The organism is Catellatospora chokoriensis (assembly GCF_011297315.1).
Classification (GTDB): Bacteria; Actinomycetota; Actinomycetes; order Mycobacteriales; family Micromonosporaceae; genus Catellatospora; species Catellatospora citrea.
The window spans coordinates 194,132-218,231 of the sequence record NZ_JAAOTI010000008.1; the positions used below are offsets into that span (position 1 = coordinate 194,132).

Sequence of the window (24,100 nt, forward strand, 5' to 3'; positions counted from 1 at the left end):
GTGACCGCGGTCATCAACAACAGCACTGCACGGCGGCGGCGGTCGTGGCGACCGTCGCCGCTCCTGCTGACCTTCGTCCTGGTGCCGTTCGTGGTCGAGAGCATCTGGGTGTTCTGGCCCGCGATCCAAGGGGTCTTCTTCTCGTTCACACGGTGGGACGGATTGTCCGCCCCGGCACCCGTCGGCTTCGACAACTACGTCGAGCTGGCCGGCGACCCCGTCTTCCGGGGCGCCCTCGGCAACACGGTCCTGTGGCTGCTGCTCTTCGGCGGCCTGTCCATCCTCGGCGGCTTCGGCATGGCGCTGGCCCTGCAGCGCGAGCGCCGCGGCGTCGGCATCTACCGCGCCGCGCTGTTTCTGCCGGTCGTGTTCTCGCTGGTCGTCACGGCACTCGTCTGGCGGGTCTTCTACCAGCCCGACGGGCTCGTCGACCAGGTGCTGACCGCGGTCGGGCTCGAACACCTCATCCGGCCGTGGCTGGCCGATCCGGAGACCGCCTTCTACGCCGTGATCATCCCGTCGTTGTGGCGGCAGATCGGCTACATCATGGTGCTCTACCTGGCCGGCCTCAAGGCCGTCGACCCGGCCGTGCACGAAGCGGCCAAGGTCGACGGCGCCAACAGCTGGCAGCGGCTCTGGCACGTCACCATCCCGCAGCTCAAGGGCGTCAACGCGGTCATCCTGTCGGTCATCGTCATCGACTCGCTGCGCTCGTTCGACATCGTCTGGTCGCTGACCCGCGGCGGCCCGTACCACTCCTCGGAACTGCTGAGCACCTACATGTACTCGGCCGCGTTCCAGAGCCTGCGCCTGGGCTACGGCTCGGCGATCGCCGTGGTGATCTTCCTGCTCGCGCTCGTGGTCATCATCGGCTACCTGGTCCGCGCCTTCCGGGAGGAGTCATGATGGGCAGACTGCGCACCGGCGGCTACCACGCCGCCATGATCGCGGTGTCGCTGCTGTGGCTCGGCCCGATCATCTGGGTCGTCGTCCTGTCCACCCGCACCTTCGACGACATCGCCACCAACGGGGTCGGCAGCCTGCCGCACTCGTTCACCCTGGACACCTATGCCCAGGCGTGGACCGACGGCGGCCAGCTGCAGGCCCTCATCAACAGCCTGCTGGTCACCGTGCCCGCGGTCCTGCTCAGCCTGGGCCTGGGCGCGATGGCGGCCTTCGCCCTGAGCCGGTTCCGCATCCCCGGCCGGCGCACCATCCTGCTGCTGATGCTCGCCGGCAACCTGCTCCCACCGCAGATCGTGCTCATCCCGGTGAGCAAGTTCAGCGAGCTCACCGGCCTGTACGACACGCTGTGGGCGCTCATCGCCGTGCAGGTCGGCTTCGGTCTCGGGTTCTACACCTTCGTGCTGCACGGCTTCATGCGCGACCTGCCCAACGAGATCCAGGAGGCCGCGACCATCGACGGGGCCGGCGTCGGGCAGATCTTCACCCGGGTGATCCTGCCGCTGACCAGGCCGGCGCTGGCCGCACTCGGCGCGCTGTCGTTCACCTGGATCTTCAACGACCTGCTGTGGGCGATCACCGTCATCCGCACCGAGGGCACGATGCCCGTCACCCCGGCGCTGCTCGGCCTGCAGGGGCAGTTCGTGTCGTCGTGGAGCGTCATCGCCGCCGGGACGGTCATCGCCGCCGTGCCGACGGTCGCGGTCTTCCTCGGCTTCCAGCGCCACTTCATCTCGGGCCTGGCGATCGGAGCAGTCAAATGAACAACCGACGGTGGACGCTGCGCGGCGAGCACACCGAGTACACCGTCGCCGTGCCCGACCACGGGCGCTGGCTCGAACTCGTCAGCTGGGGTCCGCACGGCGTGGCGCAGGGACCCTCGCCGGTCGCCTACACCGGGCCGACGCCCTTCCTCACGGCAGGCGACTACGCCCCGGTCGAATACGCCACCGACGCGGTACGCCCGTTCGCAGGCAGCGAACTGGTCGTCGAGCTGCCGGACGGCGACCGGCGCGTGTCCTGGGCCTTCCAGGAGGCGACCGGCGACGACCGGCAGCTGCGGGTCACCTTCGCCGACCCGGTCACCGGCCTGCGCGCCGAGCACTGCTACCGCTTCGCCGACGGCACCGACGTCGTCGAACGGTGGATGGAGCTGCAGAACACGGGCGACACCGCGCTGCGGCTGGTCCAGGCCGCGTCCGCGGGCTTCAACGTGCCCACCCCGCACGGCGGCCGCGTCAGCTACCAGTGGGGCCAGTGGGCGCAGGAGTTCCAGCTCGACCACGTCGACCTCGGCCAGGGCCGGTTCGCCGTCGGCAGCGCGCAGGGCGTGCCGGGACACCTGTTCGTGCCCTGGCTCGCCGTGCGCGACGCTGCCGACGAGACCGGCCCGGCCTGGGCCGTGGCACTGGCCTGGACCGGCTCATGGGAGATCAGCGCCCAGCGCGACACCGGCGGCCTGACCCGCGTCACGGCCGGTCGCCACCTCACCGACGGCCCGCTCACGCTGGCCCCCGGCGAGCGGCTGGCCCTGCCGGTGGTCGCGGGCGCGTACAGCGACGAAGGCCTCGACGGCCTCGCCCGGGTCTGGCACACCTACCAGCGCGGACTCGCCGGCGACCGGCTCGACCGGGTCCGGCCCGTGCTCTACAACTCGTGGGAGGCCACCGGGTTCGCCGTCGACGCCGGCAACCAGCTCGCGCTGGCCCGCACGGCCGCCGAGATCGGCGCGGAGGCGTTCGTCGTCGACGACGGCTGGTTCATCGGCCGCCACGACGACCGCGGCGGGCTCGGCGACTGGAGCGTCGACGCCGCGAAGTTCCCCGACGGGTTCGACGCGTTCATCGCCGAGATCCGCGCCATGGGACTCACCTTCGGCCTGTGGGTCGAACCCGAGTGCATCAGCCCGGCGTCGCAGCTCTACGCCGAACACCCCGACTGGGTGTACGCCGTCGACGGCCGACCGCAGACCCTGGTCCGCAACCAGCTGCTGCTCGACCTCGGGCGGCCCGAGGTCGCCGAGTTCGTGCACAGCACCGTCGACGGCCTGCTGCGCCGCCACGACATCGGCTACCTGAAGTGGGACTTCAACCGGCCCCGCACCGAACCAGGCCGCCCCGGTGCGGTCGCTCGGGTCGACCTCGACGGCGCGCACGTCGCGAACCTGCACCGCATCTACGAGCAGCTGCGCCGTGACCACCCCGACGTGATCATCGAGGCGTGCGCGGGCGGCGGCGGCCGCACCGACCTGGCCATGGCCGCCCGCGCCGACGTGTTCTGGCCCAGTGACAACACCGGGCCGCTGGACCGCCTCGCCATCCAGCACGGATTCCTGCACGCCAACGCGCCGCACCTGCTCAGCTCCTGGGTCACCGACGCGCCCGGCCTGTTCGACCCGCGGCCGCGCTCGCTGGCGTTCCGGTTCGTGCTGGCGATGGCCGGCGTGCTCGGCATCGGCGCGGACATCCGGCACTGGAGCACCGAGCAACGGGCCGAGGCAGCCGAATGGATCGCGCGGTACAAGCAGATCCGCGACGTGGTCATGCGCGGGGAGGTGCACCTCGTCGGCGGCCCGGACCAGGCCCGCTGCGCGGTGCAGTACACCTCGCCCGACGGCGCGACCGTGGTCGTGCTCGCCTGGCACACCGGGCGTCTCGACGGCCCCGGACTGCTGCCGTCGCGGCCGGTGCGGCTGCCGCTGCGCGGCCTCGGCCACCGGGACGTCTACCGGCACGGTGAGCAGGAGTACTCGGGCAGCCACCTGCGCGCCGTCGGCCTGCCGGTGCAGTGGACCGCCGACCACGACGCCGAACTGATCGTGCTGCACCGGGCCTGATGGATTCACGGTGGCGTGGCCGCCAGGCATGACAGAAAGGCTGCCCTCGGATCTATGGCACGATCCGGTTAACAGTCAGTGACCACGCATATGCGGCTCGTTGGTATTGCGATCAGCTTGCGCGAACGAGCTTGAACGGCGCCGGGTCGGCCATGTCGACAGACAGGTAGCCGCCGTCGGAGATGTCAGCTGTGGTTGTTATCGGCTCGCTAAGCAGCGGGGAGGTCGCAGTGATGGTGACTTCCCCGCTGCGGTCTGTGCGGAAGTTGGTGACCCCGGTCGCATCGGTCTTGCCGCTGAGCTTGTGGCCATCCGCGAACGTGACGGTCACGTCGGCTTCTGGCAGGGGGAGCGTGACACAGTTCGTGTCGATGCAGCCGTTGACGCCGACTCCTACCCGGATCTCGCCGGTCCTGGTCAAGCTCGCGTATGTGAAGTATGCCGCGGCGATGAGGATCGCCACGCCCACCACCGACGCGACTACGGCTTTGCGCACGATTCTTGCCCTCCCTTGGAAAACGCCCGGCCTGCTGACGCAGACCGGGCGATCCTAGCGAACTAGCAGCCCAACTTGCCTGAGTTGCTGCTGGAGATGTCCCACCTGTAGCTCGATGAGCTGAAGTCGAAACTGATGCTGCCGTTGCTCACGTTGATGCCGGAGATCTGGGTGCTGGACCAGGTGTGCCCGTACTTCGAGTACACCTGGAGGCAGCCGGCCCAGGACTTCTTGAAGGAGTGCACGATGGTGCCCTTGGCGCCGATGTAGATCCAGCAGCTGGGGTAATCAGTGCCGCCACAGTACGCCTGGTTCAGTTTGTCCTGGTACTTGTAGGACGAACCGAAATCGTCATTGTCCTCGGGCTGAACGACGACGCATCCTGGTTTGGTGCCCGGGTACGGCGTCGCTCCGCCCCAGTTCCCAGGACAGAACGAGGCACCCGTTCCCATGTTCGTGATGTCCTTGTTGAAGCGGATGGCGAAGCCGTCGTAGCCGCCGACGTTGCCGCCGCTGCCGTCTGCCTTGGTCTGCTGGTTGTTCCAGCTGAAACTTGCAGATGCGTAGTAGTACTTGGCTTGCGTGTCGTAGTAGATCGTAGGGGTACTGACCGTGGCGTCACCCTGCGAGGACATCGGCTCGATGCCTCCAGAGCTCGGCTGTGAGACCTTGACCAGGCCCAACCGGGACTGGATGGTGGTGTCAGATGCTCCGGCCTGCACCAGCGCGAGCAGCTGGTCGCGCTTCTGCCCGACGGCGGCAGCCGGGTCGATGGCAGCACTGGCGGGGCTGGTCGGGGCGAGGAGCACCGCCACGGACATGACGAAAGCAGATGCGGACGCTGCGAGCCACTTTCGGCCGAGTTGGGGGTACGCTTTGCGCAACCTCACAGATCCTCCAAGGGATGAGGGGGCGGCTCGCGGTGAATGGCCCAACCAGCACCGCGAGCCGCATGGATAGTTGAGTGGCCGGAAGATTTGTGCCTCTGCCACCCACTCGGTAGAGACCGTAGTTCCTATCCGGAACGGTCGCTGTCCCGTGTCCAGTCACGAACATGACAGCTGGGCGCCGATGGCTACACAGTGTTGATCATCAATCGGTTACGCGGCTTGCATCCATGTTTTCGAGGCGGCACACGGATACTAAGCGTCATTATCACGGTTCGATAACGGCGAATGCTGTTCGTCTCCATAGGATTGATCTTGCTGGCCGGTGGCTCGACCGGTCGTCGGCAGCCGGTCGGCTTGGCGGCGCGGGCTTCCCCGATTGGCGCAGTGCGCCGAACCGGAAGTTGATATGCAACTAGTTTCATAGCATGATGGCCGGCGTGGCCCTCGAACACGCGATCCTCGTCTCGCTGCTGGAGCAGCCCGGGTCAGGCTACGAGCTGGCCCGGCGCTTCGACCGCTCCATCGGCCGGTTCTGGACCGCGACCCACCAGCAGATCTACCGCGTCCTCAAACGCATGGAGGCGGACGGCTGGGTCACCGCCGAGGAGATCGACCAGGACGGCCGCCCCGACAAGCGGTCCTACTCCGTGGCCACACCCGGCCGGTCGGTGCTCACCACCTGGCTGCGCGAACCCGTCCAGCCCGAGTCGGTCCGCCACGAACTCGCCGTCAAGATCCGCGGTGCGGCGTTCGACGACGCCGCCGGCCGGGCCGCGCTGATCGCCGAGGTCGAGCGCTACCGCGCCGACCACGAGACCACCCTGCATCGCTACCAGACCGGCGAGCAGCGCGACTTCCCCGACCCGGGCGCGCTCGACACCGGGCAGCGGTTGCGGCACGTCGTGCTGCGCGGCGGCATCGCGTACGAGCAGATGGTCCTGGCCTGGCTCGACGACGTCCTCGACACCCTCCACGGCCTCGGCCGCTGAACCTCGAAAGGGAAGACGACCATGGCGAACCCGTTGCTGCTGAATCCGCGCACCTACGACCCCGCGCACCTTGACGACGACACCCGCAGGCTGCTGCGCGCCACCGTCGACTTCTTCGAGAACCGCGGCAAGAAGGCGCTCGTCGACAGCTACAACGACCGCACCTGGTACGCCGACTTCCTCGACTTCGTCGCCAAGGAAGGCCTGTTCGCGACGTTCCTGACCCCGGCCGCCGACGGCGCCGGCACCCGCTGGGACACCGCCCGCAACGCGGCCCTCAGCGAGATCCTCGCCTTCTACGGCCTCGGCTACTGGTACACCTGGCAGGTCACCGTCCTGGGCCTGGGCCCGGTGTGGCAGAGCGCCAACCCGGCCGCCCGCGCCAACGCCGCCCAGCTGCTCGCCGACGGCCACGTCATGGCGTTCGGCCTGTCCGAACGCACGCACGGCGCCGACATCTACTCCACCGACATGATCCTCACCCCGGACGGCGACGGCGGCTTCCGGGCCACCGGCGGCAAGTACTACATCGGCAACGGCAACGTCGCCGGACTCGTCTCCGTGTTCGGGCGGCGCGCCGACGTCGATGGGCCCGACGGCTACGTCTTCTTCGCCGCCGACAGCCGCCACCCCGCCTACCACCTGGTCAAGAACGTGGTCAACGGGCAGATGTACGTCAGCGAGTTCCGGCTCGAGGACTACCCGGTGCGCGAGCAGGACGTGCTGCACACCGGCAAGGCCGCGTTCGACGCCGCGCTCAACACCGTCAACGTCGGCAAGTTCAACCTCTGCACCGCGTCCATCGGCATCTGCGAGCACGCCATGTACGAGGCGGTCACCCACGCGCACCGGCGCGTGCTGTACGGCAGGAAGGTCACCGACTTCCCGCACGTGCGCCGCGAGCTCGCCGACGCGTACGCCCGGCTGGTCGCGATGAAGCTGTTCAGCGACCGCGCGGTCGACTACTTCCGGACCGCGGGCCCCGACGACCGGCGGTACCTGCTGTTCAACCCGATGACCAAGATGAAGGTCACCACCGAGGGCGAGAAGGTCATCGACCTGCTGTGGGACGTGATCGCCGCGAAGGGCTTCGAGGCCGACACCTACTTCGACAAGGCGGCCAAGGACATCCGCGGCCTGCCGAAGCTCGAGGGCACCGTGCACGTCAACCTCGCCCTGATCCTGAAGTTCATGCCGAACCATCTGTTCCAGCCGGCCGAGTTCGCGTCCGTGCCGACCCGGCAGGACGCCGCCGACGACGAGTTCCTGTTCCGGCAGGGGCCCGCGCGCGGCCTGGGGGCGGTCCGGTTCCACGACTGGCGCGGCCCGTACGACAAGCACGCCGACCTCGCCAACGTCGCGGTGTTCCGCGAACAGGCCGACGGGCTGTGCGCGCTGCTGCTGGCCCACGCCCCCTCCGAGGATCAGCAGCGTGACCTGGACTTCCTGCTCACCATCGGTCAGCTCTTCGCGCTGGTCGTCTACGGGCAGCTGATCCTGGAGCAGGCCGAGCTCACCGGGCTGGACCGCGACCTGCTCGACGAGATCTTCGCGGTGCTGGTGGGGGACTTCTCCGCGTACGCGACCGAGCTGCACGGCAAGGCGGCCACTACTGAGGAGCAGGCCGCCTGGGCGGTGGCGCAGCTGCGCCGCCCGGTTCGCGACGCCGCGCGCACCGCTGCCGTGTGGGCGCAGGTCGAGGCGCTCTGCGGCGCGTACGAGATGCGGCCCTGACCTCCGTCACGAGCCGGCCGCCGCAGTTCGTCACCTGGTGTGCTGCGGCGGCCCCGGCTGGCCCACCTCGCCGATCTCCACCGTCCAGAGCAGGTCGGTGAGGTGTTCCAGCGCCCTGGCGAGATGGCGGCGGTAGGTGCTCAACGGCAGGTCGAGGACCTCGGCGGCGGCTTCCTGGGTCGGCGCGGCCCGCACGTAGGTGCGGTGCAGCACGGCCCGGAGCTGGTCGCCCTTGGGCTCGTCGCCGAGCCGGTCGACGGCGTCCTCGATGGTGGCCCGCAGCCGGGCGGCGTCGGGACCGGTGGCCGTGGCCGCGAGCGCGGAGCCCATGAGCGGGTTGGCGGCGAGCCGGTCGGGCCGGTGCAGGGTCTGCAGCGCCGCCCGGACCGCGGTGGCGAAGCGGACCTGGTCCAGCGCCGGCGGGCGGACCATCGCGGCCGGCGGCGGTCCGGTGTCTCCGGAGAGCCCGCGGTCGCGTATCAGGTCGAACCAGGCGTCGGGCGGGAAGCGTCTCCAGTCGATGCCGTAGACGACGTGCCGCAGGCCGCCGACGTCGGCCTCGGTCACCGGGACGAACGCGAGGTAGTCGAAGAACGGCGCCCAGTACCCGGCATCGACGGCGACGATGAACGACCAGGCGAGCGGTCGCGTCAGCCACAGGACGATGCTGGACACGTTGCCGGCCAGCACCGCGTAGAGGTCGCGTTGGTGTTCTCGCGCACCACCGAAGAAGCGGGAGATGTCGATGTGCTCCCCGGGCCGGATCGGTCCCTCCCGCGCGACATGGTCGAGCACGGCGCGCACGACCGGGTCCCGCTCTTCCAGCGCCGAACCGCCGGGGCAGATCAGGTGGTGGATGAAACCCGCGACGCCGTCGCCGGTGCGGACGACGCTGAGGTTTTCGGGCTGCTCGCCGATCCAGGCGCGGGCGAGCCGAGCGCTGACCGGTCCCTCGAACTTCTCCACGATCGAGCAGACCTGGTCATGTTCGTCGGGGCGGGCCGGCACGACCGCGGCGGATCCTTGCGCGCGTATAGCGGAGATCACGCCGGTGAGGGGACTGTTTCGCTGCAGCAGGTGCAGCTGCTGGGCGTGCGGCTGCCGGTCCAACCCGCTGGCGGCCCGCAGGCCGGCCAGCGCATGGTTCTTGATGACCCGCCGGTACGCGCGATACCGCTCCGGTGAGCGGCGTTCGAACTCGGCGTCCAGCACGTCACGAGCCAGGTCGTGGATGGACAGCCCGTGCGGGCCGGTGGTGACGAACGGCCGCCGTGCCAGCCACTGCCACACCTCGGCTGCTTCGGCACCCACCAGCCGCCGAAGCAGGTCCTCGGTCGTCACCCACGCGATCGCGCAGGTTGCCAGACCGGTCAGGTGCGCCTCGCTCGGCGCGTCACGAAGAAACGATTCCAGCAAGGCCGAGATCAGATCAGGCGCCTCGGCGAGGGCACCGGGGACCTGGCCGGTCGCGGCGAGATCGGCCAGCAGAGCCATGGTCAGCGGATGGCCGCGACCGAGCCCGACCAGATGTGGCCGCACGGGCGGCTCGACCCCGGCGTGCGCGAGCAACTCGCTGCTCTCGGCCGGGTCGAACGGGTCGAGGCGATGCACCGCCATCAGGTGCCGCCATCCGGGATCGGTGCGCCAGGGCGCGGCGGGCGCGTCACGACCGGCCAGCACGACGACGTTGTCGGTGCTCAAGCCGGGGACGAACGCGTCGCGCAGCCAGCCGTCGATCGCGGTCAGCTGCTCATAACCGTCGACGAGCAGGACAGCACCGGCCGGCAGCTGTGCGACCGGGCTGTCGCCACACTGCGGGCCGAGCGCGAGCCGCACGGCCGTCTGCACCCCGCCGGGCGACGGATCGACGTCACGGCCGTCGACCTGAACGACGACGCGTCCGGCCGCACGGGCGCGGGCACGCAACTCCAGCAGCAGCGTCGTCTTGCCGATTCCGCCCTGGCCGTGCACGAACAGCACCCGCCGCGGCGAGCGCCCGCCGACGGCGTCGTCGAAGTCCGCCAACTCGCGCCGACGCCCCACGAACCGCTGCCGCCGGGCGTGGTCCAGCAGGTCACCGAGATGCGTGGACATGTCGGCACCTCCGGCAGATCGGGTGGCAGCGCAACCGCGCCGATCCTATCGTCGGTCGCCGCGACGTGATTGGACAGCGAATGACAACCAACTGACCTGGAAAGTGAGCGCCTGCCAGGCAGACCCTGCGTGCGTCAGTTCGCCGACCCGGAGGTGCGCGATGGCCCGGATACTCGTTCTCGGCGCAGGCCTGTGCGGCTTGTCGACCGCCCTGCTGCTCGCCCGTGACGGCCATGAGGTGACGGTCGTCGAGCGCGATCCGGCCGAGCCGCCGACCGGAGCGCAGCCGTGGGAGGCGTGGCAGCGGCCCGGGGTCAACCAGTTCCGCCTGCCGCATCTGATGCTGCCGCGGTGGCGGGCCGAGATGGACCGCGAACTGCCCGAGGTCCTGCGCGTGCTGGAGGCCGCCGGCGGGGTGCGGACGAACCTGCTGGCGATGCTGCCGCAACGTGGCCCGTGGCGCGACGGCGACGAGCGCTTCGAGACCGTCACCGCACGCCGGCCGGTGCTGGAGTCCGCCCTGGCCGCCGTCGCCGCGGACACCGCAAACATCACCGTCCACCGCGGCGTCGCGGTCACCGGGCTGCTCACCGACCCGGCCACCCGCAGCCCGGTCCCGCACGTGACCGGGGTGCTCGCCGAGGGCGGCCGCCTCCTGCGGGCCGACCTCGTGGTCGACTGCTGCGGCCGCCGCTCGGCCCTCGCGTCCTGGCTGCAGGCCATCGGTGCCCGACGGCCCGCCGAGGAGCGCGCCGACTGCGGCTTCGTCTACTTCGCACGGCACTTCCGCACGCGCACCGGGGCACTGCCCGAAGGCCGCACCAACCTGCTGCAACGACACGAGTCGATGTCGATCCTGACGCTGCCCGCCGACAACGGCACCTGGAGCGTCGCGCTGGTCACCAGCAGCCGGGACCGGTCGATGCGGGCCCTGCGGGAGCCGGCCCGCTGGGACGCGGCCCTGGCCCGGTATCCGGACGCGGCGCACTGGCGCGACGGCGAAACGATCTCCGGGGTCGAGGTGATCGCGGGCATCGAGGACCGCTACCGCGGCTTCGTCGCCGACGGCCGGCCGGTCGCCACCGGAGTCGTCGCCGTGGGCGACTCGTGGGCCTGCACCAATCCCTCCCTCGGCCGCGGTGCCACCATCGGCCTGCTCCACGCCATCGGCCTGCGCGATGTCCTGCGCACCACCGACCCCGACGACCACGACAAGCCGGCACGCCGGTTCCACGAGTGGACCAGCACCGCGGTGCAGCCGCTGCACCGCAACACCCTGTGGTACGACCGGCACCGGCTGGCCGAACTCGACGCCGACGCCGCCGGGCTGCCGTATCAGGCCGACGACCCGAAATGGGCGTTCAGCCTCGCCATGTTCGCCGCCGCCCGCACCGACCCCGACGTCGCCCGCGCCCACCTGGCGCTCGGATCCCTGCTGGCCGGCATCGACGAGGTCCTCGCCGAACCGGGACTGGCCGAGCGGATCACCGAACTCGGCGCACATGCCCCGAACCACCCTCTTGCCGGGCCGAGCCGACGTGAACTGCTCGCCGCCATCGGCGGCTCGCCGTGACGACAGCGCAGGCTCCACGGCCGCCGGGAGCGGTCAGGGCGAGCCGCCGGCAGCTCAAGGCCTGGACCGTGACGCTGGCCGCCACCGTGGCGTCGACCTACGCGCTGGACGCCGTGGCGGCGGCAGCTGGGGTCTGCATGGTCGCTTCCGGACTGCTCGCGGACGTCGGCCAGCAGTGGCTGCTGGTGTTCGTGGCGGCGAGCTACGCGTGCTGGGGCCACGGACTCCACGCCAGTCTGAAGGCGAACCAGACGCTGCTGACCACGACGGGGACCAGCACCAACCTGCTGTCCAAGGCCGCCTACGACCTGACCCGGCGCAGGACCGGCAGCGCACGCGCCGCGCGGCTGGCGGCGGCGGCCGGGTACACGACCGCGGAACTCGCCAAGGAAGCGCCCTACTACGCCGCCGCCTTCGGCGCCGCCGTCCTCAGCGACTCGGTCACCTCCCGCGAGGCGCTCGTGTTCCTCGGCGGCGCCAACCTCGCGGCCGCGCTGTACGAACACGGCCTCGCCCGCCTCACCCGCGCCTTCCTGGAGCGCCGCCGCCGCAGGTACGCGTCGTTCGACACCGACTGGGTGCCGCAGGACTACCTCGACGGCTACTACCGCACCGTCGAACCGGACGAGATCGAGACCATCGCGTTCTTCGTCGACGCGATGCGCCACGCCGAACGCGGCCGGCCCGTGCTGTTCTTCGGGGTCGGACCCACCCTGCACCACGTGTTCGCGGCCGCCGAGGTGGCGTCCGAGATCCACCTGGGCGACTACCTGCCCGCGAACCTGGCAGAGATCCGGCGGTGGATCGACCGCGAACCCGGCGCCCACGACTGGCGGCCGTTCGTCCGCCACACCCTGCGGTGCGAGGGCGTCAGCCACCCGACCGACCAAGACCTGGCAGCCCGCGAGGACCTCACCCGAGTGAAGATCACCGAGCTGCTTGAGGTCGACGCCCGGCACCCCCGCCCGGTGGACCGGCGCTACACGACGGTGATCAGCGCCTACTGCGCAGACTCCGCCACCGACGACCGAGCGACGTGGCAGCTGTTCATGCGCCACATCAGCGGACTGGTCCGGCCGGGCGGCCTGTTCGTCACCGCCGCCCTGCGCCGGTGCCGCGGCTACACCGTCGCCGGAAGGGCCTTTCCCAGCGCCGACATCGACGAAACCGACCTCCAGGCGGTGCTGCGGACCGACTTCGAACCAGGGTCGATCGAGGTCCGGCACACGGCCCAGGACGACGCCCACGGCTACGCGGCGATCGTGCTCTGCCGGGCCCGTCGGCGAACGCGACCCGACCAGGGATGACACCGCCTCCGGCACTGCTCGGCGCCGAGGCGCTGCGCGACGCCCGTCATGCCGGCAGCGGCGCGAGGCATCAGGTCTTCGCGGCGAACGGCACGCGCCGCGCGACGCGGGAGCGCAGGACGAGGTCGTCCATCGTGTCCATCAGCCACAGATCGGCCGGTGTGACGGGCACCTGGATGCGGGCCTGATACCGGCGGACCAGCCCGCGCAGCGCCGCGTACCGCTCGCCGCGGACGTCGCCGGTCAGCTGCAGGTAGCCGGCCAGTAGCGGGCGATGCTCGGCCGCCAGCCGAACCCGCGCCGCCTCCAGCTGCCTTGCCGAGGCCGCGTCGGCGGCCTGGACCGGCAGGTAGATGCGCCCCGTGTTGAAACGGCCCAGCCACGGACCGCGGACGACCAGGTGGATCGCGGCGAGCGGCCCGTCAGGCAGCGCCGCCTCGGGGCCGAGCCCGGGCGCCAGGGTCGTGTGCAGCAGGCCCGCGCGCAGCCGCAGGCCGGGCCACCAGACAGCGGGGCCCAGCGCGGCGCGCAGGTCGTCGAGGAACGCGGCGACGTCGGCGTCGGCGCGCAGAGCGGCGTCGTCGATCGGGATCACCGCGGATCTGATCGGCGGCCAGTACTCCGCCGGTGACAGGTCGTCGCCCGCCAGCCGGGGCCGCGGGGCCTCGTGCAGCAGCGGCAGGTGCCGCCGCCGGTAGCGGTCGTCCAGACGGAGCACGTCGTAGCCGTCCCAGTCGAACTGCGCGCCCTGCATGTCCAGGTTGGCCAGCGGATCCAGCAGGGGATGGGGGAGCGCGGTCACGGGCGGCCTCTCCGGGTGGCGGGCCCGGTCAGCCTATGTCCGGCGACCGGTGACGACATCCCAGAACTCGCCGGGACGGCGGACGCGTGTCAAGGCGTCCGCCGTCCGCAGTCGGCGTCACTCCTGGTAAGCAGCCTCCCGACGGCAGCCGGCGAGCAGGTAGCTGAAGCCGTCATGGGGCATGTCCAGCATTGGGCCGTCGGCGGTCGTTCCGTACACGGACTGCCGGAGCACGCGGCCGTCGCTCCAGATCAGATCGCGGCCCTTCAAGCAGGGAGGCGACGTGCGCTCGTCGGCCTCAGCGCGCCCACTCAGGTCAATCCGTCGAATTGCGGCTCCGTCCTCCAGCGAGATCTCGATGTAGGAGACGGCGTTGGAGTTGTTCTGGTACTGGATCTGGACCGCCGCGGTGCTGCCGGTGAGCGGGACGATCACCGGCAGGTCCCCGATGCCGAGTGCGTGCTCGTCGGGCTTGAGCAGTGTGGTCAGGTCGACGTCGAGCTGGCGGGTCCGGCCGGTGACCGGATCTTCGATCGCCAGCGCGAAGCTGCTCCGGCCGGGTCTGGCATCGGTGCCGCGCAGCACCTCGCCGGAGTCCAGCACGCCCTTGACGTTGTTCCAGCGGGTGGTCGCCGCCAGTTGGCGCGCCTTGCCGCCGGCCAGCGGGACGAGTTGCGGGCGGGCGTTGTTCTCGGCCTGGACGACGAGCCAGTTGCCAGTGGGGGACCAGCGCAGCGGCCGGCCGGGCAGGCGCTGCTGGGTGGTGCCGGTCAGGTCCCGCATCTCCGCCTGCTGGTCGTGGCCGATCCAGGCCAGCCAGCGGCCGTCAGGTGAGAGCAGGAGTTCGGGGCTGTCGACCGGGATCCGCAGCCGGTACCAGCCGGACGTGGTGGCGATCTGCAGGGTCGTGCCGCCGTCGTCGAAGCGGTTCACGCGGATCAGGGACGCGCGTCCGACGCCGCGGTCCGCGGGCAGGTCGGGCAGCGCCGCACCGGCCGCGGGGACGCTGGTCGGCAGGGGCGGCGCGCCGGTGGGCGTCGCCGGTGAGGGGCCTGCCGTCACGGTGGGCGACGGCGTACCCGTCACCGGTGGCGGCACCGGGCTGGGGCCGAGCGACGTGTACACCACCACGAGCCCGAGGACGAACGGGATCAGCGCCAACGCCGCCCCCGCGGCGGTGCGGCGGGCTCGCCGCCGGCCGGCCTTGGCGAGCGCGGCGCCCACGTCGGCGTACTGGCCGGCCTGCTCGGCGAACAGCGGCAGCGCGCGGCGCAGGTGGCCGAGGGCCACGTGGGTCTGGCTCTTGACCGTGCCGATCGAGCAGCCCATGGCGTCGGCGGTCTCCGCCTCGGACAGGTCCTCGTAGAAGCGCAGCACGACGACGGTGCGCTGGCGCGGGGTCAGGGTGTCCAGTGCCTGCCCGAGCGTGATCCGGTCGACGATCTGGTGCGGTTCGTCGGGTCCCGCCCAGTCGGGCACCTGCGCGACCGGCCGGGCCGGTCGCCGCCGCCACCACGTGATCCGCTCATTGATCATGATGCGGCGCACGTACGCCTCGGGCTGGCCCTGCGACACGATCTGCCGCCACCGCGCCGCCGCCTTGGCCAGCGCGGTCTGCACCAGATCCTCTGCCGCGTGATGCTCACCCGTGAGCAGGTATGCCGTGCGCGACAGCGCGCCACCCCGCGCGACGACGAAGTCGTGAAAGCCGTCGTACCTGTCCATCCGTCACCTCCCCACCAACACGCGGCTGGCCGTCGGCAGGTTGGTGATTCACCCGCCGATTTATCGCCCGGCGCGCGGACCGTCAAGGATCGGTGATGCTACCGGGGCCTGCGGCCGGACCAGACCCCGGCGACGCGCCGCAGGACCCGGGCGTCGCCTCGGCGTCACCCGTACGCGATGATCTCCCGCAGGTCCGGGGCGACCGTGTCGGCGTGGGCGTTGACCGGCCCGAACGGGTCGTCGGTGAGCTCGAACCACCACAGCTGCGGCTCTGTCGACCACTGTTCCAGACGGCGTACGCGGCCGTCGGTGAGCAGCCGTTCCAGCCGGTCCAGGCCACCGATCGCGGCCAGGTGCCCGGCACCGATGAGGTTGCCCCAGTGCACGCCCCGGCTCATCGTGTCCAGCCGCTGCTTGCGCCAATGCGCGGTGCCGCGCCGCTCGAACGGCGACTGCAGGGAGTCGGCCGATCCCGAGCCGTGGACGTAGCCGGTGACCGCGCCGAACCTGAGCGCGGCCCGCTGGAGCAGGTCGACCACCGCGGCGGTGCCGCCTGGCACGTGCTCGTCGAGCAGTGACCGGGCCGCGCTGATCACGATCGTGGCCGGGTGGCCGTCGGGAAGCGGGCCGGTGGCCTCGGTGAACTGGTCCCGCAACTCGACGTGGACGCCGATGCCGCGGTGGTGGCTCGATCTACTGCCCTCGCCGTTGAGGCGGTCCAGCCGCAAACCGAGGGAGTGCAGCTGACCGGATCGCAGCCGGTTCAGGGCGCGGTTCCACTGGGCGGCTCCGGCTCCGTTGTGCGACCAGCGGCCCTTGACCGACTTCGCGTCGATGCTCGCGGACACCCCGTACGGCGGGGCGCCGTCGCCGGTGGCGGCCAGCCAGATCCGGTCCGGGCCGTAGGCCGCGAGCACCGGGTCGATCAGCAGCCGCCGCGCGTCGGCGAGCCAGTCCGCCAGCGTGTCGATGTGCTCGGCCAGGTCGGTATAGGTGAAGAGCTGGCACACCAGCCGGGGCTCGGCGGCGCGGGCGTGGGGCGAGGCCGCCGTCATGTCCATGCCCAGCAGCTGTTCGGCCAGCTCCGTCTCGACGAGCCCTCGGTGCGGCGGGGCGGCGGCAGGCGTCGCATCGGCTGCCACCTGCGCGCGCGCCCAGGCGACCGCGCTGTCGATGTCGGTGCACTCGCCCGGCACTGCCAGCCAGGGGCCGTGGCCGGGCAGGCCGGAGGCCGCCTCCAGCGTGCCGTGCCAGCCGTACAGGACCAGTGCCGGATCGCCGGTCAGGTAGAACGTCCACGAGCCGAACGTGGTGGCGCCGGCGGTGAACTCTTGCCAGGCCGCGACGAGGCAGCCAGGGCGGCCCCACTCCTCCAGCTCGTGCCGGACGACGAACCGTGCCCACGCCGGCCCGTCGTGGTCGATCGCCGTCGCCAGGAACATCGGGGCGGGCTGCTCCGGTGTGGTGCCTCCGGCGGCGGACCGGGCCAACGCCAGGTGCTGGAACTCGGGGCGTTCGAGGATGTCGCCGGTCTGTTCGGCCTGCTCGGCCTGGTACAGGTAGCCGCCGGGCGGGATCACCCCGAGCGCGGCCAGGGTCGCGAACAGTCCGTCCTCGGCCAGCACGTAGCCGCGGGACAGGATGTCGTCCAGCCGGTCCGGCTCAGCCCCGGTCAGCCCGGCCTCGGCGGCCCACGCCAGCATCGCCGCCACGACGGGAACGCGCTCGGCGGCCTGGGTCTGCTCGTCCGGCTCCTCCGCCCGGCTGCCGGGAACGCCGTAATCGGCACCGGCCGCCTCGTTGAACAGCCAGCGGAACCGTTCCTCACCCTTGTCCCAGCCGATCAGCAGCGCCACGTCGCTGTCCAGCACGGACGCGGTCAGCATCGGTCCCGGCACCGTCGCCCACGGTGCTGCCGGGTGCAGTGGATCGGCGCTGCGGGTGATGAAGGCCGACCAGCCGTCGACGGTGCCGGCGCCCGGCTCCCAGCCATTCGGGTCAGCGGGTGCCACGGTGGATCCGACAACCACGTACGCGGCCCACAAACCCATGGCGCGGCTCCCCTCAGCGTGATCAACGCGCTGAGATTAGTGGCAGTGGGCGACATCCGCTGCCCGCCAACGGGTCTGCGGGCATGACGGTGGACGGCGGGGGTCAGCGGCTGGGCGAGGCGGACGGGGCAGGTGCCATCCCGTAGAGGGCCTGGATGATCGCCATGGCCAGCTCGTTGGCCGGCTGCTTGCCGTCCGGTCCGGCGAAGAGGCTGGTCAGCACGATGACCGTGTCCTTGCGGACGGGGTCGTGGGCCATGAACGAGTTGAAGCCCGGGATCTGGCCGTCGTGGCCGTACAGCGGCCCGAACCGGACGAGCGCCAGGCCGTAGCCGACCTCGAACGGCGCCGGGGTCTGGATCGGCTGGATGCTGTCGAGCCGCATCTGCTGCGTCTTCGCGTCGAGCAGCCCGCCGCTGACCAGCGCTGTGGCGTATCTGGTCAGGTCCGCGGCCGTGGAGATCGCGGCGCCGGCCGCCCACGCCCACGACGGGTTGCTGACGGTGACGTCCTTGGGCAGCAGGGTGCCGTCGTCGGCGGCCGCCTGCTCGGCCGGCGGCAGTGCGGGGTCGGCGAGCGTGCTCACGTTCGTGCCGAACATGTAGCCCTGCGGGTGGGGCGCGGGGATGTCCGCGTCGGTCGGTCCGGGCAGCAGCGTCTCGCCCAGGCCGAGCGGGCCGAAGATCCGCTGCTGGAACTCGTCCTGCAAGGAACGGCCGGTGAGCTGCTCCACGATGAGGCCGGCCAGGATGAGGTTGGTGTTGGAGTAGTGGAAGCCCGCGCCCGGCGCGAAGTACGCAGGCTTGGCGAACGCGATGGCGAGCAGCTCCTCGGGCTTCCAGACCCGGCGCGGGTCGCTGTCGAGCTGGGCGTTGAACTGCTCGTCCTCGGAGTAGTTGTAGAGCCCGCTGCGCATGTCCAGCAGCTGCGCGATGGTGATCGCGTCGCCGTCGGGCACCTCCGGCCGGTACTTCGACACGGGGTCGTCCAGGCCGATCTTGCCTTCCTGGACCAGTTGCAGGAGCACCGTGCCGGTCATGGTCTTGGTGTTCGAGCCGATCCGGAAGCGGTCGCCGACGGTCACGGGACCGCCGCCGTCGACCGTGCGGGTGCCGAAGGTCTGGGTCCAGTCGCCCTTCTCCGGCGAGGTGATCATCACGACCGCGCCGGGCACCCGCATGTCGTTGATGATGTTCTGCAGTGTGGTCTGCAGTTGCGCGGCGTATGCGGGCGTCGGGGCGGGCGTGCGCCAGGTCGCGGGTTCGCCGATCGTGTAGCCGCAGGCGCCCGCGAAGGCCGTGACGGCGACGAGCGACATGATCGCTCCGCTTGCGCTGAACCGTCGCATGTCAGGACCCCCGTCCCCGTCGCAACATGGCCGTCGAGGGGTCGAATGCCTCGTCACCACTGCACCGAGTACATCAAATGCCAGACCGCCCGGCAGGGTTTCCTGCAGATGCGGGCCGGGCCTGCCGGCCGGGCGGAACCGTGCCGACCTGGATGGTGATCGACCGACGACTTCCGCGGACCCACGGGGTCAGGGCGGGTTCATGCCGCCGACCTGAGCCGTGCGAGCAGCTCGCTGCGGCTGGCGCAGCCCAGACGCCGGCGGATACGGGCCATGTGGTGCTCGACCGTCTTGGCGGAGATGAACAGCTTCTCGCCGATCTGGCGGTAGGTCAGTCCGGCCAGCACGAGGTCGGCCACCTCCTGCTCGCGCGCCGTGAGCGGGTTCGCGTCGCGGGCCCGGTCGGACCGTCGCGCCGCGGCGGGTTCGGAGTCCGGGGCGGCCGGGCGGTCCGGCTTCGGCTGCAGGAGCCGGGCGTAGTCGAGCAGCGTGGTCATCGTCCGCCGGTCGGCGGTGCGGATGGCGGCCTGCCCGGCGAGTCTGGCCGCGTCCCAGGGCAGGCCGACGGCGTGCAGTCCCCGGGCGGCGGTCTCGACGGCCGGCAGCTCGACGACACCGTGCCACACCTGCCACCAGCTTTCGGCCGCGCCGGCGACCGCGGAGCCGAAGCGGGTGTGCCGCACCCGCGCGAGCGCGGCCACCAGCTTTGCGGCGGCGGTCTCGTCCTCGGCGACGATGGCGGCGTGCAGGCTGCTCCAGTGCAGCGGCGCCGCCCACAGCGGCGGGTTGCCCAGCCGGTCGAGCAGCAGGTGCGCCTCGTGCAGATGCTCCCGGACCAGGCCGGGTTCACCTGCCCGCGCCGCCGCGACGGTGAACTCGCCGAGCGGCAGCAGCGTGAACAGGTCCACCGGGTGCCGCATGAGGGCTTCGCGGGCCTGTTCCCAGCCGCGGAGCAGTGCGGGCAGGTCGCTGTCGCGGCGCGCGACACCGACCTCCAGCGCCGTGGCGAACAGCTGGTCGCGGGGTTCCAGCGCGGTGCCGTGGCGGGCCGTGGCGTCGAGGATGTCGGCGGCGGCCGCGGTCTGCCCGCGCGTCATGTGGATCCACGCCTGCAGCAGCCGGTGGCGCCGGGTCAGCAGCGATCCGCCGACGCGGGCCTGCACGGCGCGGGCCAGCACCGAACTGCCGAGGTCGAACTCGCCGCAGTGCAGCCCGACGACCGCGGTGAGCGCGGCCGGGCTGTCCGGCACGAGCTCGGCCCGGCCGGCGGGTTCCAGCAGCGCCGCGGCCTGCGTCAGCGACGACAGGGCGGCGGTCGGTGAGCCGGACAGCGTCTCCCTCAACCCTCGGGCCATGAGCACGGACGCGCTGGTGAGCAGGGTGGGTGGGGCCGCCGGTGGCTGGTCGGCGGCGGCGTCGAGCAGCTCGGGGCGGCCGGTCGCGGTGGCGGCGATCGCCGCGAACGCCGCTGCGCCGTCGGTGTCCGACCAGCGGTACAGGTCGGCGCTGCGGCCGAGCTGGCCGCGGTGGGCCAGCGCGGCCGCGGTGACCATGGCGGCTTCGGCGCGTACGGCGGGATCCGGTTCGGCCAGGGCCCGGTCCGCCAGGCGCAGCGCGGCGTCGAGGTCGCCGGTCAGCGCGGCTGCGCGCGCCCAGCGGGCCGGCGAAGCCCTGCCCCCGGCGGCCGCCGCGGCGGCGAGCAGGTCCGCCGCGAGCGCCGGTTCGTCGGCCAGGACCTCGTCGGCGGCTGCCGCGAGCGGTCCGATCAGGTGGGCGTCGGGCAGACCGGCCCGGCGCAGCACTCGGACCACGGGCAGGGCCGCGACGCCGCGCTGGAGCTGGATCTCGGCCAGGCGCTGCCAGACACCCTCCCGCAGGTCCGTCGGGCTGTGCGCGACGACCGCGTGCCGCACGATCGGGGACAGCCGGCCACTCGGCCCGAGCAGGCCCGCCGCGCGCGCGGCCGCATGCATCGCATCCAGCTCGTCGGCGGTCCTGCCGAGCAGCGCGCAGGCCACCGCGAGCGGCAGGTCCACCCCCGACGCGGCGGCCAGCAGCAGGCGGCGTACGTCGGGTCCCGCGTCGTCGAGCTCGGCGGCGAACGGGGCCAGCGCCGCGGCCGGCAGGTCCACCGCCTCGACGGCCCGCCGGTGGTCCGGGGCGCCGGCCAGTGCCCGCGCCAGCCGGTCGACGTGTCCGGGCACGCCGCCCGTCTGTGCGTGTACGAAACGGACGGTCGCCGGCGTCGCGTCGCCGAGCACCGCCGTCAGGAGGGCTGACGTCCGCTCCTCGCTGAACGGGCCCAGGACCAGCGGCGGGCCGTGGCGCCGGAGCACGTCGGCCAGCTCCGCCAACGCCGCCGGGCGCGGCCACGGCCGGTAGGCGACCACGAGCCGGCACCGATTGCCGGTGAGGAGTTCACGCAGGCCACGCAGACTGTCGGCGTCCAGGGTGTGCGCATCGTCGACGAGCAGCACGCTGTCGGGGGTGCGTGGCGCCGAACGGTCGAGCCGGTGATCGATGACGGTGACGCCGGCGGCCCCGTGCAAGCGGGCCAGCTCGCGCAGCACCGTGCTCTTGCCGTGCCCGCCGGGAGCCTGCACGGCGACGCCGGCCAGGAAGGGCGCCTGCTCGGCGAGGAAGTCCCGGACGTCGCCGGGCAGGACGGGGGAGTGGGGGATAGCGCGCGGGCGGGGCACGGGGATTCCTTACTGAGGGAGCGGGCGGTCCGGTCTGGTGGTCGGACCGGCTACGGAACCCGGCCGCGGGCCTGCGCGAACATCGCCGACGACCTGCTCCTGGGCAGGCTCAGGTCGGTGATGCGCACGGGCGGGCGGGGCGGGGCGGGCTCGTGCCAGGCGACGCCGCCGCCGTCGGGCACCGGACCGTCGTCGCCCGGGTCGTCGGGTGCGGCGGCGTGCCGGCGCGGCTCGTCCCGCGGCGCCTGCCAGGCCGCGGAGATCAGCCGCTGTGCCACCAGTGCCGCGCCGATGGCCGCCGTGGGCTGGGGGTCGGCGCAGACCACGACGTCGCCCGGCAACTGCTCGCCGATCATCTCGGCGAGCAGCGGCAGGTGTGCGGCGGCACCGGTGAGCAGCACCCCGTCGAGCTGGTCCGGCCGCAGCCCGGCGTCGCGCACGGTGCGCAGCAGGGTGTCGGCGAGCAGCAGCAGCATCGGGCGGACCGCCTCGCCGAACGCGGCCCGGCCCACGGGCACAGCCGTCAACCCCAACGGCAGCGGGACCAGGACCTCGGTCTGCGCGGCGGTCGTGAATGCCGGCCGTGCCCTGGCGCACGCCGACTGCAGGTCCAGCAGCGCCAAGCGGATCTGCGGATCCTGCAGGTAGCCGCGCCCGAACTCGCGGGTCAGCCGGGCCCGGACCAGCTCGGCCAGCGCCTCGTCGAAGTCGTCGCCGCCGAGCGGGTCGACGCCCTGCCGCCAGCCGGGCATGGTGAATCCGGTCGGCGTCCGGCGCACCACGGACGTCTCGAACCCGTTGCCGCACATGCTCAGCACGGCCAGGGTCCGGCCGCCGGACTCGCGGCCGAGGTGTGCCGTCGCGGCCGCCACGGGTGCGGGCAGCAGCGTCGCCTCGCCGAGCCCGGTGTCCCACAGGGCCCGCCGGAGCAGGCCGCGGCGGTGCTCGCCCCAGGCCGCCGGATGACTGATCGCCAGGTGCTCGGGGCGGTGGCCGGTCTGCGCCTGTGCCCGTTCGACGGCCCAGTCGGCCAGCACGGCGGTCAGCGTGTGCGGCAGGCACGGCTCCCCGGCGACGACCTGTGGCACGTCGTCGCCGACCCGCTCCACGAAACCGCGGGCGATGCGGTGGCCGTCGACCATGGGACCTTCGGCGACCTGGTCGCCGATGGAGAACGCGCCGTCCGCGGCGACCCGCAGCACGGCGGGCACGGTGTGGGCGTTCGCCCCCAGCCGCACCGGCTCGGGCGGGCCCCACGTCCAGCCTGTGCAGCTCGATCTGGCGACGCTCAGGTGAGTGCCGTTGAGATCGATCCCCAGGACGTACGACATCCGACTCCCTCCCCCCTCGGGGCACCGCCCCGGTGGGCCCCGGCGAGGTCCACGGCGTGTGTATCGTCCTGGCTCCCCCATTCGTTACAGCCGACCTCCCGAACGGGTCCCACATCACACCGAACAGGCATCCCCTAACCCCCTAACGCCCGAGGGGGGTGTTTCCCCGGCCCCGTGCCGCGGCGATCGGGGTCGCGTCCCCGACGCCCCACGGCACCGGCGGACCCTACGGTCGGAGCCGATCAAGAACCGCGGATCGACCACCGACACCCCTGAAGGAGGCCGTCACCATGGACGGACACCAGACGCTGCGCGACTTCGTGCTGGAGCTGATCACGGACTCGCAGGCCCGCGCGGCGTTCGAACTGGACCCGGAGGGCAGCCTGCAGGCAGCCGGGCTCGGTGACCTGACCCCGGCCGACGTGCAGGACGTCATCCCGCTGGTCGCCGATCTCGCCCCGGCCCAGGCCATCGCGAGCCCGGTCCAGTTCGCGCAGAACCTGGGGCTCGACACCCTGCCCACCGACGGAGCCGCCGCCGTGAGCCAGCTGCAGCACCTCGCCGAACTGCTGCCGGCCGGGGCGCACTCGGCCAACAGCGACCTCAACTTCGCGACCCTCGGCGCGGTCACCACCGCCCCGGCGCTGTCCGCCCTCGGCGGCGGCCTGTTCGCGCCCGCCCTGGTGAGCACCGGAACGGGCACCGCCTTCGGCACCGGCGACGCGACGGTCGGCCTGACGTCCGAGCACGACGTGTCGGGCACCCTGGACGCCGACCTGACCATCCCGGGCCTGCCCGCGACGGGGCCGCTGCCGGTCGGCGGCGACGGCGGGCCGCTGCAGCCGGTCGAGGCGACGCTGGGCTCGGTCACCTCGGTGGTCGACGGCCTGGGCGACCTCCCTGTGCTGGGCAGCGTGACCGGTGAGCTCGACAGCGTGCTCGGCGGCACGGGCGGCCTGACCGGCGGCCTCGACGGCACGCTCGGCCTCGGCGGCGACGGCGGGGTCGGCGGCCTGCTCGACGGCACCCTGCACGCGACGACCGACGTCACCGCCGACCTCGGCTCGACGCTGGGCGTCGGCCACGTCACGGGCGACCTCGGCCTGAGCGGCGACGCGCACGCGGGCGGCAGCGGCGTGCTCGGCCTGGCCGACGGCCTGCTCTGACCAGGCGTTCGACGGATGCACAACCGGCTGGACCGCACGGCGACGGGCGGTCCAGCCGATCACTACTTGATAATTCCTCTGATATCGGCAGAATCC

At 72.1% G+C, this 24,100-nt stretch carries 16 protein-coding genes and 1 pseudogene; 8 read left to right on the forward strand and 9 right to left on the reverse strand.

The genetic code is table 11. The annotated features are described in order from the left end of the window. The 3 genes from HAV39_RS14385 to HAV39_RS14395 are packed head-to-tail and all read left to right on the forward strand — an operon-like array spanning position 1 to position 3,799. Positions 1–906, forward strand: a complete 906-nt coding sequence (locus tag HAV39_RS14385; RefSeq protein WP_191839714.1) for a carbohydrate ABC transporter permease — start codon at positions 1–3, stop codon at positions 904–906. Next, positions 906–1,727 carry a carbohydrate ABC transporter permease gene (locus HAV39_RS14390; RefSeq protein WP_191839715.1) on the forward strand — a complete coding sequence of 274 codons (822 nt, stop codon included), beginning with the start codon at positions 906–908 and terminating at the stop codon, positions 1,725–1,727. Before HAV39_RS14385 ends, HAV39_RS14390 begins: the two co-directional genes overlap by 1 nt. After that, the gene (locus HAV39_RS14395; RefSeq protein ID WP_191839716.1) at positions 1,724–3,799 is read left to right on the forward strand and encodes an alpha-galactosidase; all 2,076 of its coding nucleotides are present in this window, start codon (positions 1,724–1,726) and stop codon (positions 3,797–3,799) included. The genes HAV39_RS14390 and HAV39_RS14395 overlap by 4 nt, the downstream gene beginning before the upstream one ends. A gap of 112 nt (positions 3,800–3,911) precedes the next feature. On the opposite strand, the gene HAV39_RS14400 is transcribed toward HAV39_RS14395, so the two are convergent. Beyond that, positions 3,912–4,295 carry a hypothetical protein gene (locus HAV39_RS14400; RefSeq protein ID WP_191839717.1) on the reverse strand — a complete coding sequence of 128 codons (384 nt, stop codon included), beginning with the start codon at positions 4,293–4,295 and terminating at the stop codon, positions 3,912–3,914. Between the two features lie 62 nt (positions 4,296–4,357). Next, complete coding sequence (locus tag HAV39_RS14405) at positions 4,358–5,116, reverse strand: hypothetical protein (RefSeq protein WP_191839718.1); 759 nt, start codon at positions 5,114–5,116, stop codon at positions 4,358–4,360. Between the two features lie 506 nt (positions 5,117–5,622). On the opposite strand from HAV39_RS14405, the gene HAV39_RS14410 reads away from it, so the two are divergent. Continuing rightward, the gene (locus HAV39_RS14410; protein ID WP_191839719.1) at positions 5,623–6,174 is read left to right on the forward strand and encodes a PadR family transcriptional regulator; all 552 of its coding nucleotides are present in this window, start codon (positions 5,623–5,625) and stop codon (positions 6,172–6,174) included. Between the two features lie 21 nt (positions 6,175–6,195). Then, positions 6,196–7,908 (forward strand): acyl-CoA dehydrogenase family protein, encoded by a 1,713-nt coding sequence (locus HAV39_RS14415; protein WP_191839720.1) that lies wholly within the window; start codon positions 6,196–6,198, stop codon positions 7,906–7,908. Positions 7,909–7,938: 30 nt separating this feature from the next. Here the strand turns inward: HAV39_RS14415 and HAV39_RS14420 are convergent, their stop codons facing one another. Next, entirely contained in the window at positions 7,939–10,002 is a 2,064-nt protein-coding gene (locus HAV39_RS14420) for an AAA family ATPase (protein ID WP_191839721.1), read from the reverse strand. A gap of 160 nt (positions 10,003–10,162) precedes the next feature. Here HAV39_RS14420 and HAV39_RS14425 point away from each other — a divergent pair, with 160 nt between their 5' ends. Both HAV39_RS14425 and gntF read left to right on the forward strand, forming a co-directional pair. Beyond that, positions 10,163–11,575: an FAD-dependent oxidoreductase gene (locus tag HAV39_RS14425; RefSeq protein WP_191839722.1), complete on the forward strand. Its 1,413-nt coding sequence runs from the start codon at positions 10,163–10,165 to the stop codon at positions 11,573–11,575. Further along, positions 11,572–12,882 carry a guanitoxin biosynthesis pre-guanitoxin forming N-methyltransferase GntF gene (gntF, locus tag HAV39_RS14430; protein ID WP_239120546.1) on the forward strand — a complete coding sequence of 437 codons (1,311 nt, stop codon included), beginning with the start codon at positions 11,572–11,574 and terminating at the stop codon, positions 12,880–12,882. The genes HAV39_RS14425 and gntF overlap by 4 nt, the downstream gene beginning before the upstream one ends. Before the next feature lie 70 nt (positions 12,883–12,952). Here gntF and HAV39_RS14435 read toward each other — a convergent pair whose 3' ends face one another. The 6 genes and pseudogenes from HAV39_RS14435 to HAV39_RS14460 form a co-directional block, all read right to left on the reverse strand. Beyond that, positions 12,953–13,684 (reverse strand): hypothetical protein, encoded by a 732-nt coding sequence (locus HAV39_RS14435; RefSeq protein WP_191839723.1) that lies wholly within the window; start codon positions 13,682–13,684, stop codon positions 12,953–12,955. Between the two features lie 1,266 nt (positions 13,685–14,950). Further along, a pseudogene (locus HAV39_RS43625) lies at positions 14,951–15,409 on the reverse strand (SigE family RNA polymerase sigma factor); the annotation flags it as partial. A 164-nt stretch (positions 15,410–15,573) separates the two neighbouring features. Beyond that, positions 15,574–17,421: a hypothetical protein gene (locus tag HAV39_RS14445; RefSeq protein WP_191839725.1), complete on the reverse strand. Its 1,848-nt coding sequence runs from the start codon at positions 17,419–17,421 to the stop codon at positions 15,574–15,576. A 142-nt stretch (positions 17,422–17,563) separates the two neighbouring features. Further along, a complete protein-coding gene (locus HAV39_RS14450; RefSeq protein WP_203736237.1) occupies positions 17,564–18,778 on the reverse strand; it encodes a serine hydrolase domain-containing protein in 1,215 nt (404 codons plus the stop codon). A gap of 230 nt (positions 18,779–19,008) precedes the next feature. Further along, positions 19,009–21,507 (reverse strand): helix-turn-helix transcriptional regulator, encoded by a 2,499-nt coding sequence (locus tag HAV39_RS43270; RefSeq protein ID WP_203736236.1) that lies wholly within the window; start codon positions 21,505–21,507, stop codon positions 19,009–19,011. 50 nt (positions 21,508–21,557) lie between these two features. Further along, positions 21,558–22,838, reverse strand: a complete 1,281-nt coding sequence (locus HAV39_RS14460) for an Hsp70 family protein (RefSeq protein WP_191839727.1) — start codon at positions 22,836–22,838, stop codon at positions 21,558–21,560. A 290-nt stretch (positions 22,839–23,128) separates the two neighbouring features. Between HAV39_RS14460 and HAV39_RS14465 the strand changes: the two genes are divergently transcribed. After that, positions 23,129–24,004 (forward strand): IniB N-terminal domain-containing protein, encoded by an 876-nt coding sequence (locus HAV39_RS14465; protein ID WP_191839728.1) that lies wholly within the window; start codon positions 23,129–23,131, stop codon positions 24,002–24,004. Positions 24,005–24,100 lie beyond the last annotated feature (96 nt).

Bases quoted from the DNA above. Each gene is read 5' to 3' on its own strand.
- HAV39_RS14425 (WP_191839722.1), top strand. From the start codon at position 10,163: ATGGCCCGGATACTCGTTCTCGGCGCAGGCCTGTGCGGCTTGTCGACC.
- HAV39_RS14415 (WP_191839720.1), top strand. From the start codon at position 6,196: ATGGCGAACCCGTTGCTGCTGAATCCGCGCACCTACGACCCCGCGCAC.
- HAV39_RS14450 (WP_203736237.1), bottom strand. From the start codon at position 18,778: ATGTCGCTCGTCGCCGTCACGGCCTTCGCGGGCGCCTGCGGCTACACG.
- HAV39_RS14405 (WP_191839718.1), bottom strand. From the start codon at position 5,116: ATGTCCGTGGCGGTGCTCCTCGCCCCGACCAGCCCCGCCAGTGCTGCC.
- HAV39_RS14460 (WP_191839727.1), bottom strand. From the start codon at position 22,838: ATGTCGTACGTCCTGGGGATCGATCTCAACGGCACTCACCTGAGCGTC.
- HAV39_RS14395 (WP_191839716.1), top strand. From the start codon at position 1,724: ATGAACAACCGACGGTGGACGCTGCGCGGCGAGCACACCGAGTACACC.
- HAV39_RS14390 (WP_191839715.1), top strand. From the start codon at position 906: ATGGGCAGACTGCGCACCGGCGGCTACCACGCCGCCATGATCGCGGTG.
- HAV39_RS14420 (WP_191839721.1), bottom strand. From the start codon at position 10,002: ATGTCCACGCATCTCGGTGACCTGCTGGACCACGCCCGGCGGCAGCGG.
- HAV39_RS14465 (WP_191839728.1), top strand. From the start codon at position 23,129: ATGGACGGACACCAGACGCTGCGCGACTTCGTGCTGGAGCTGATCACG.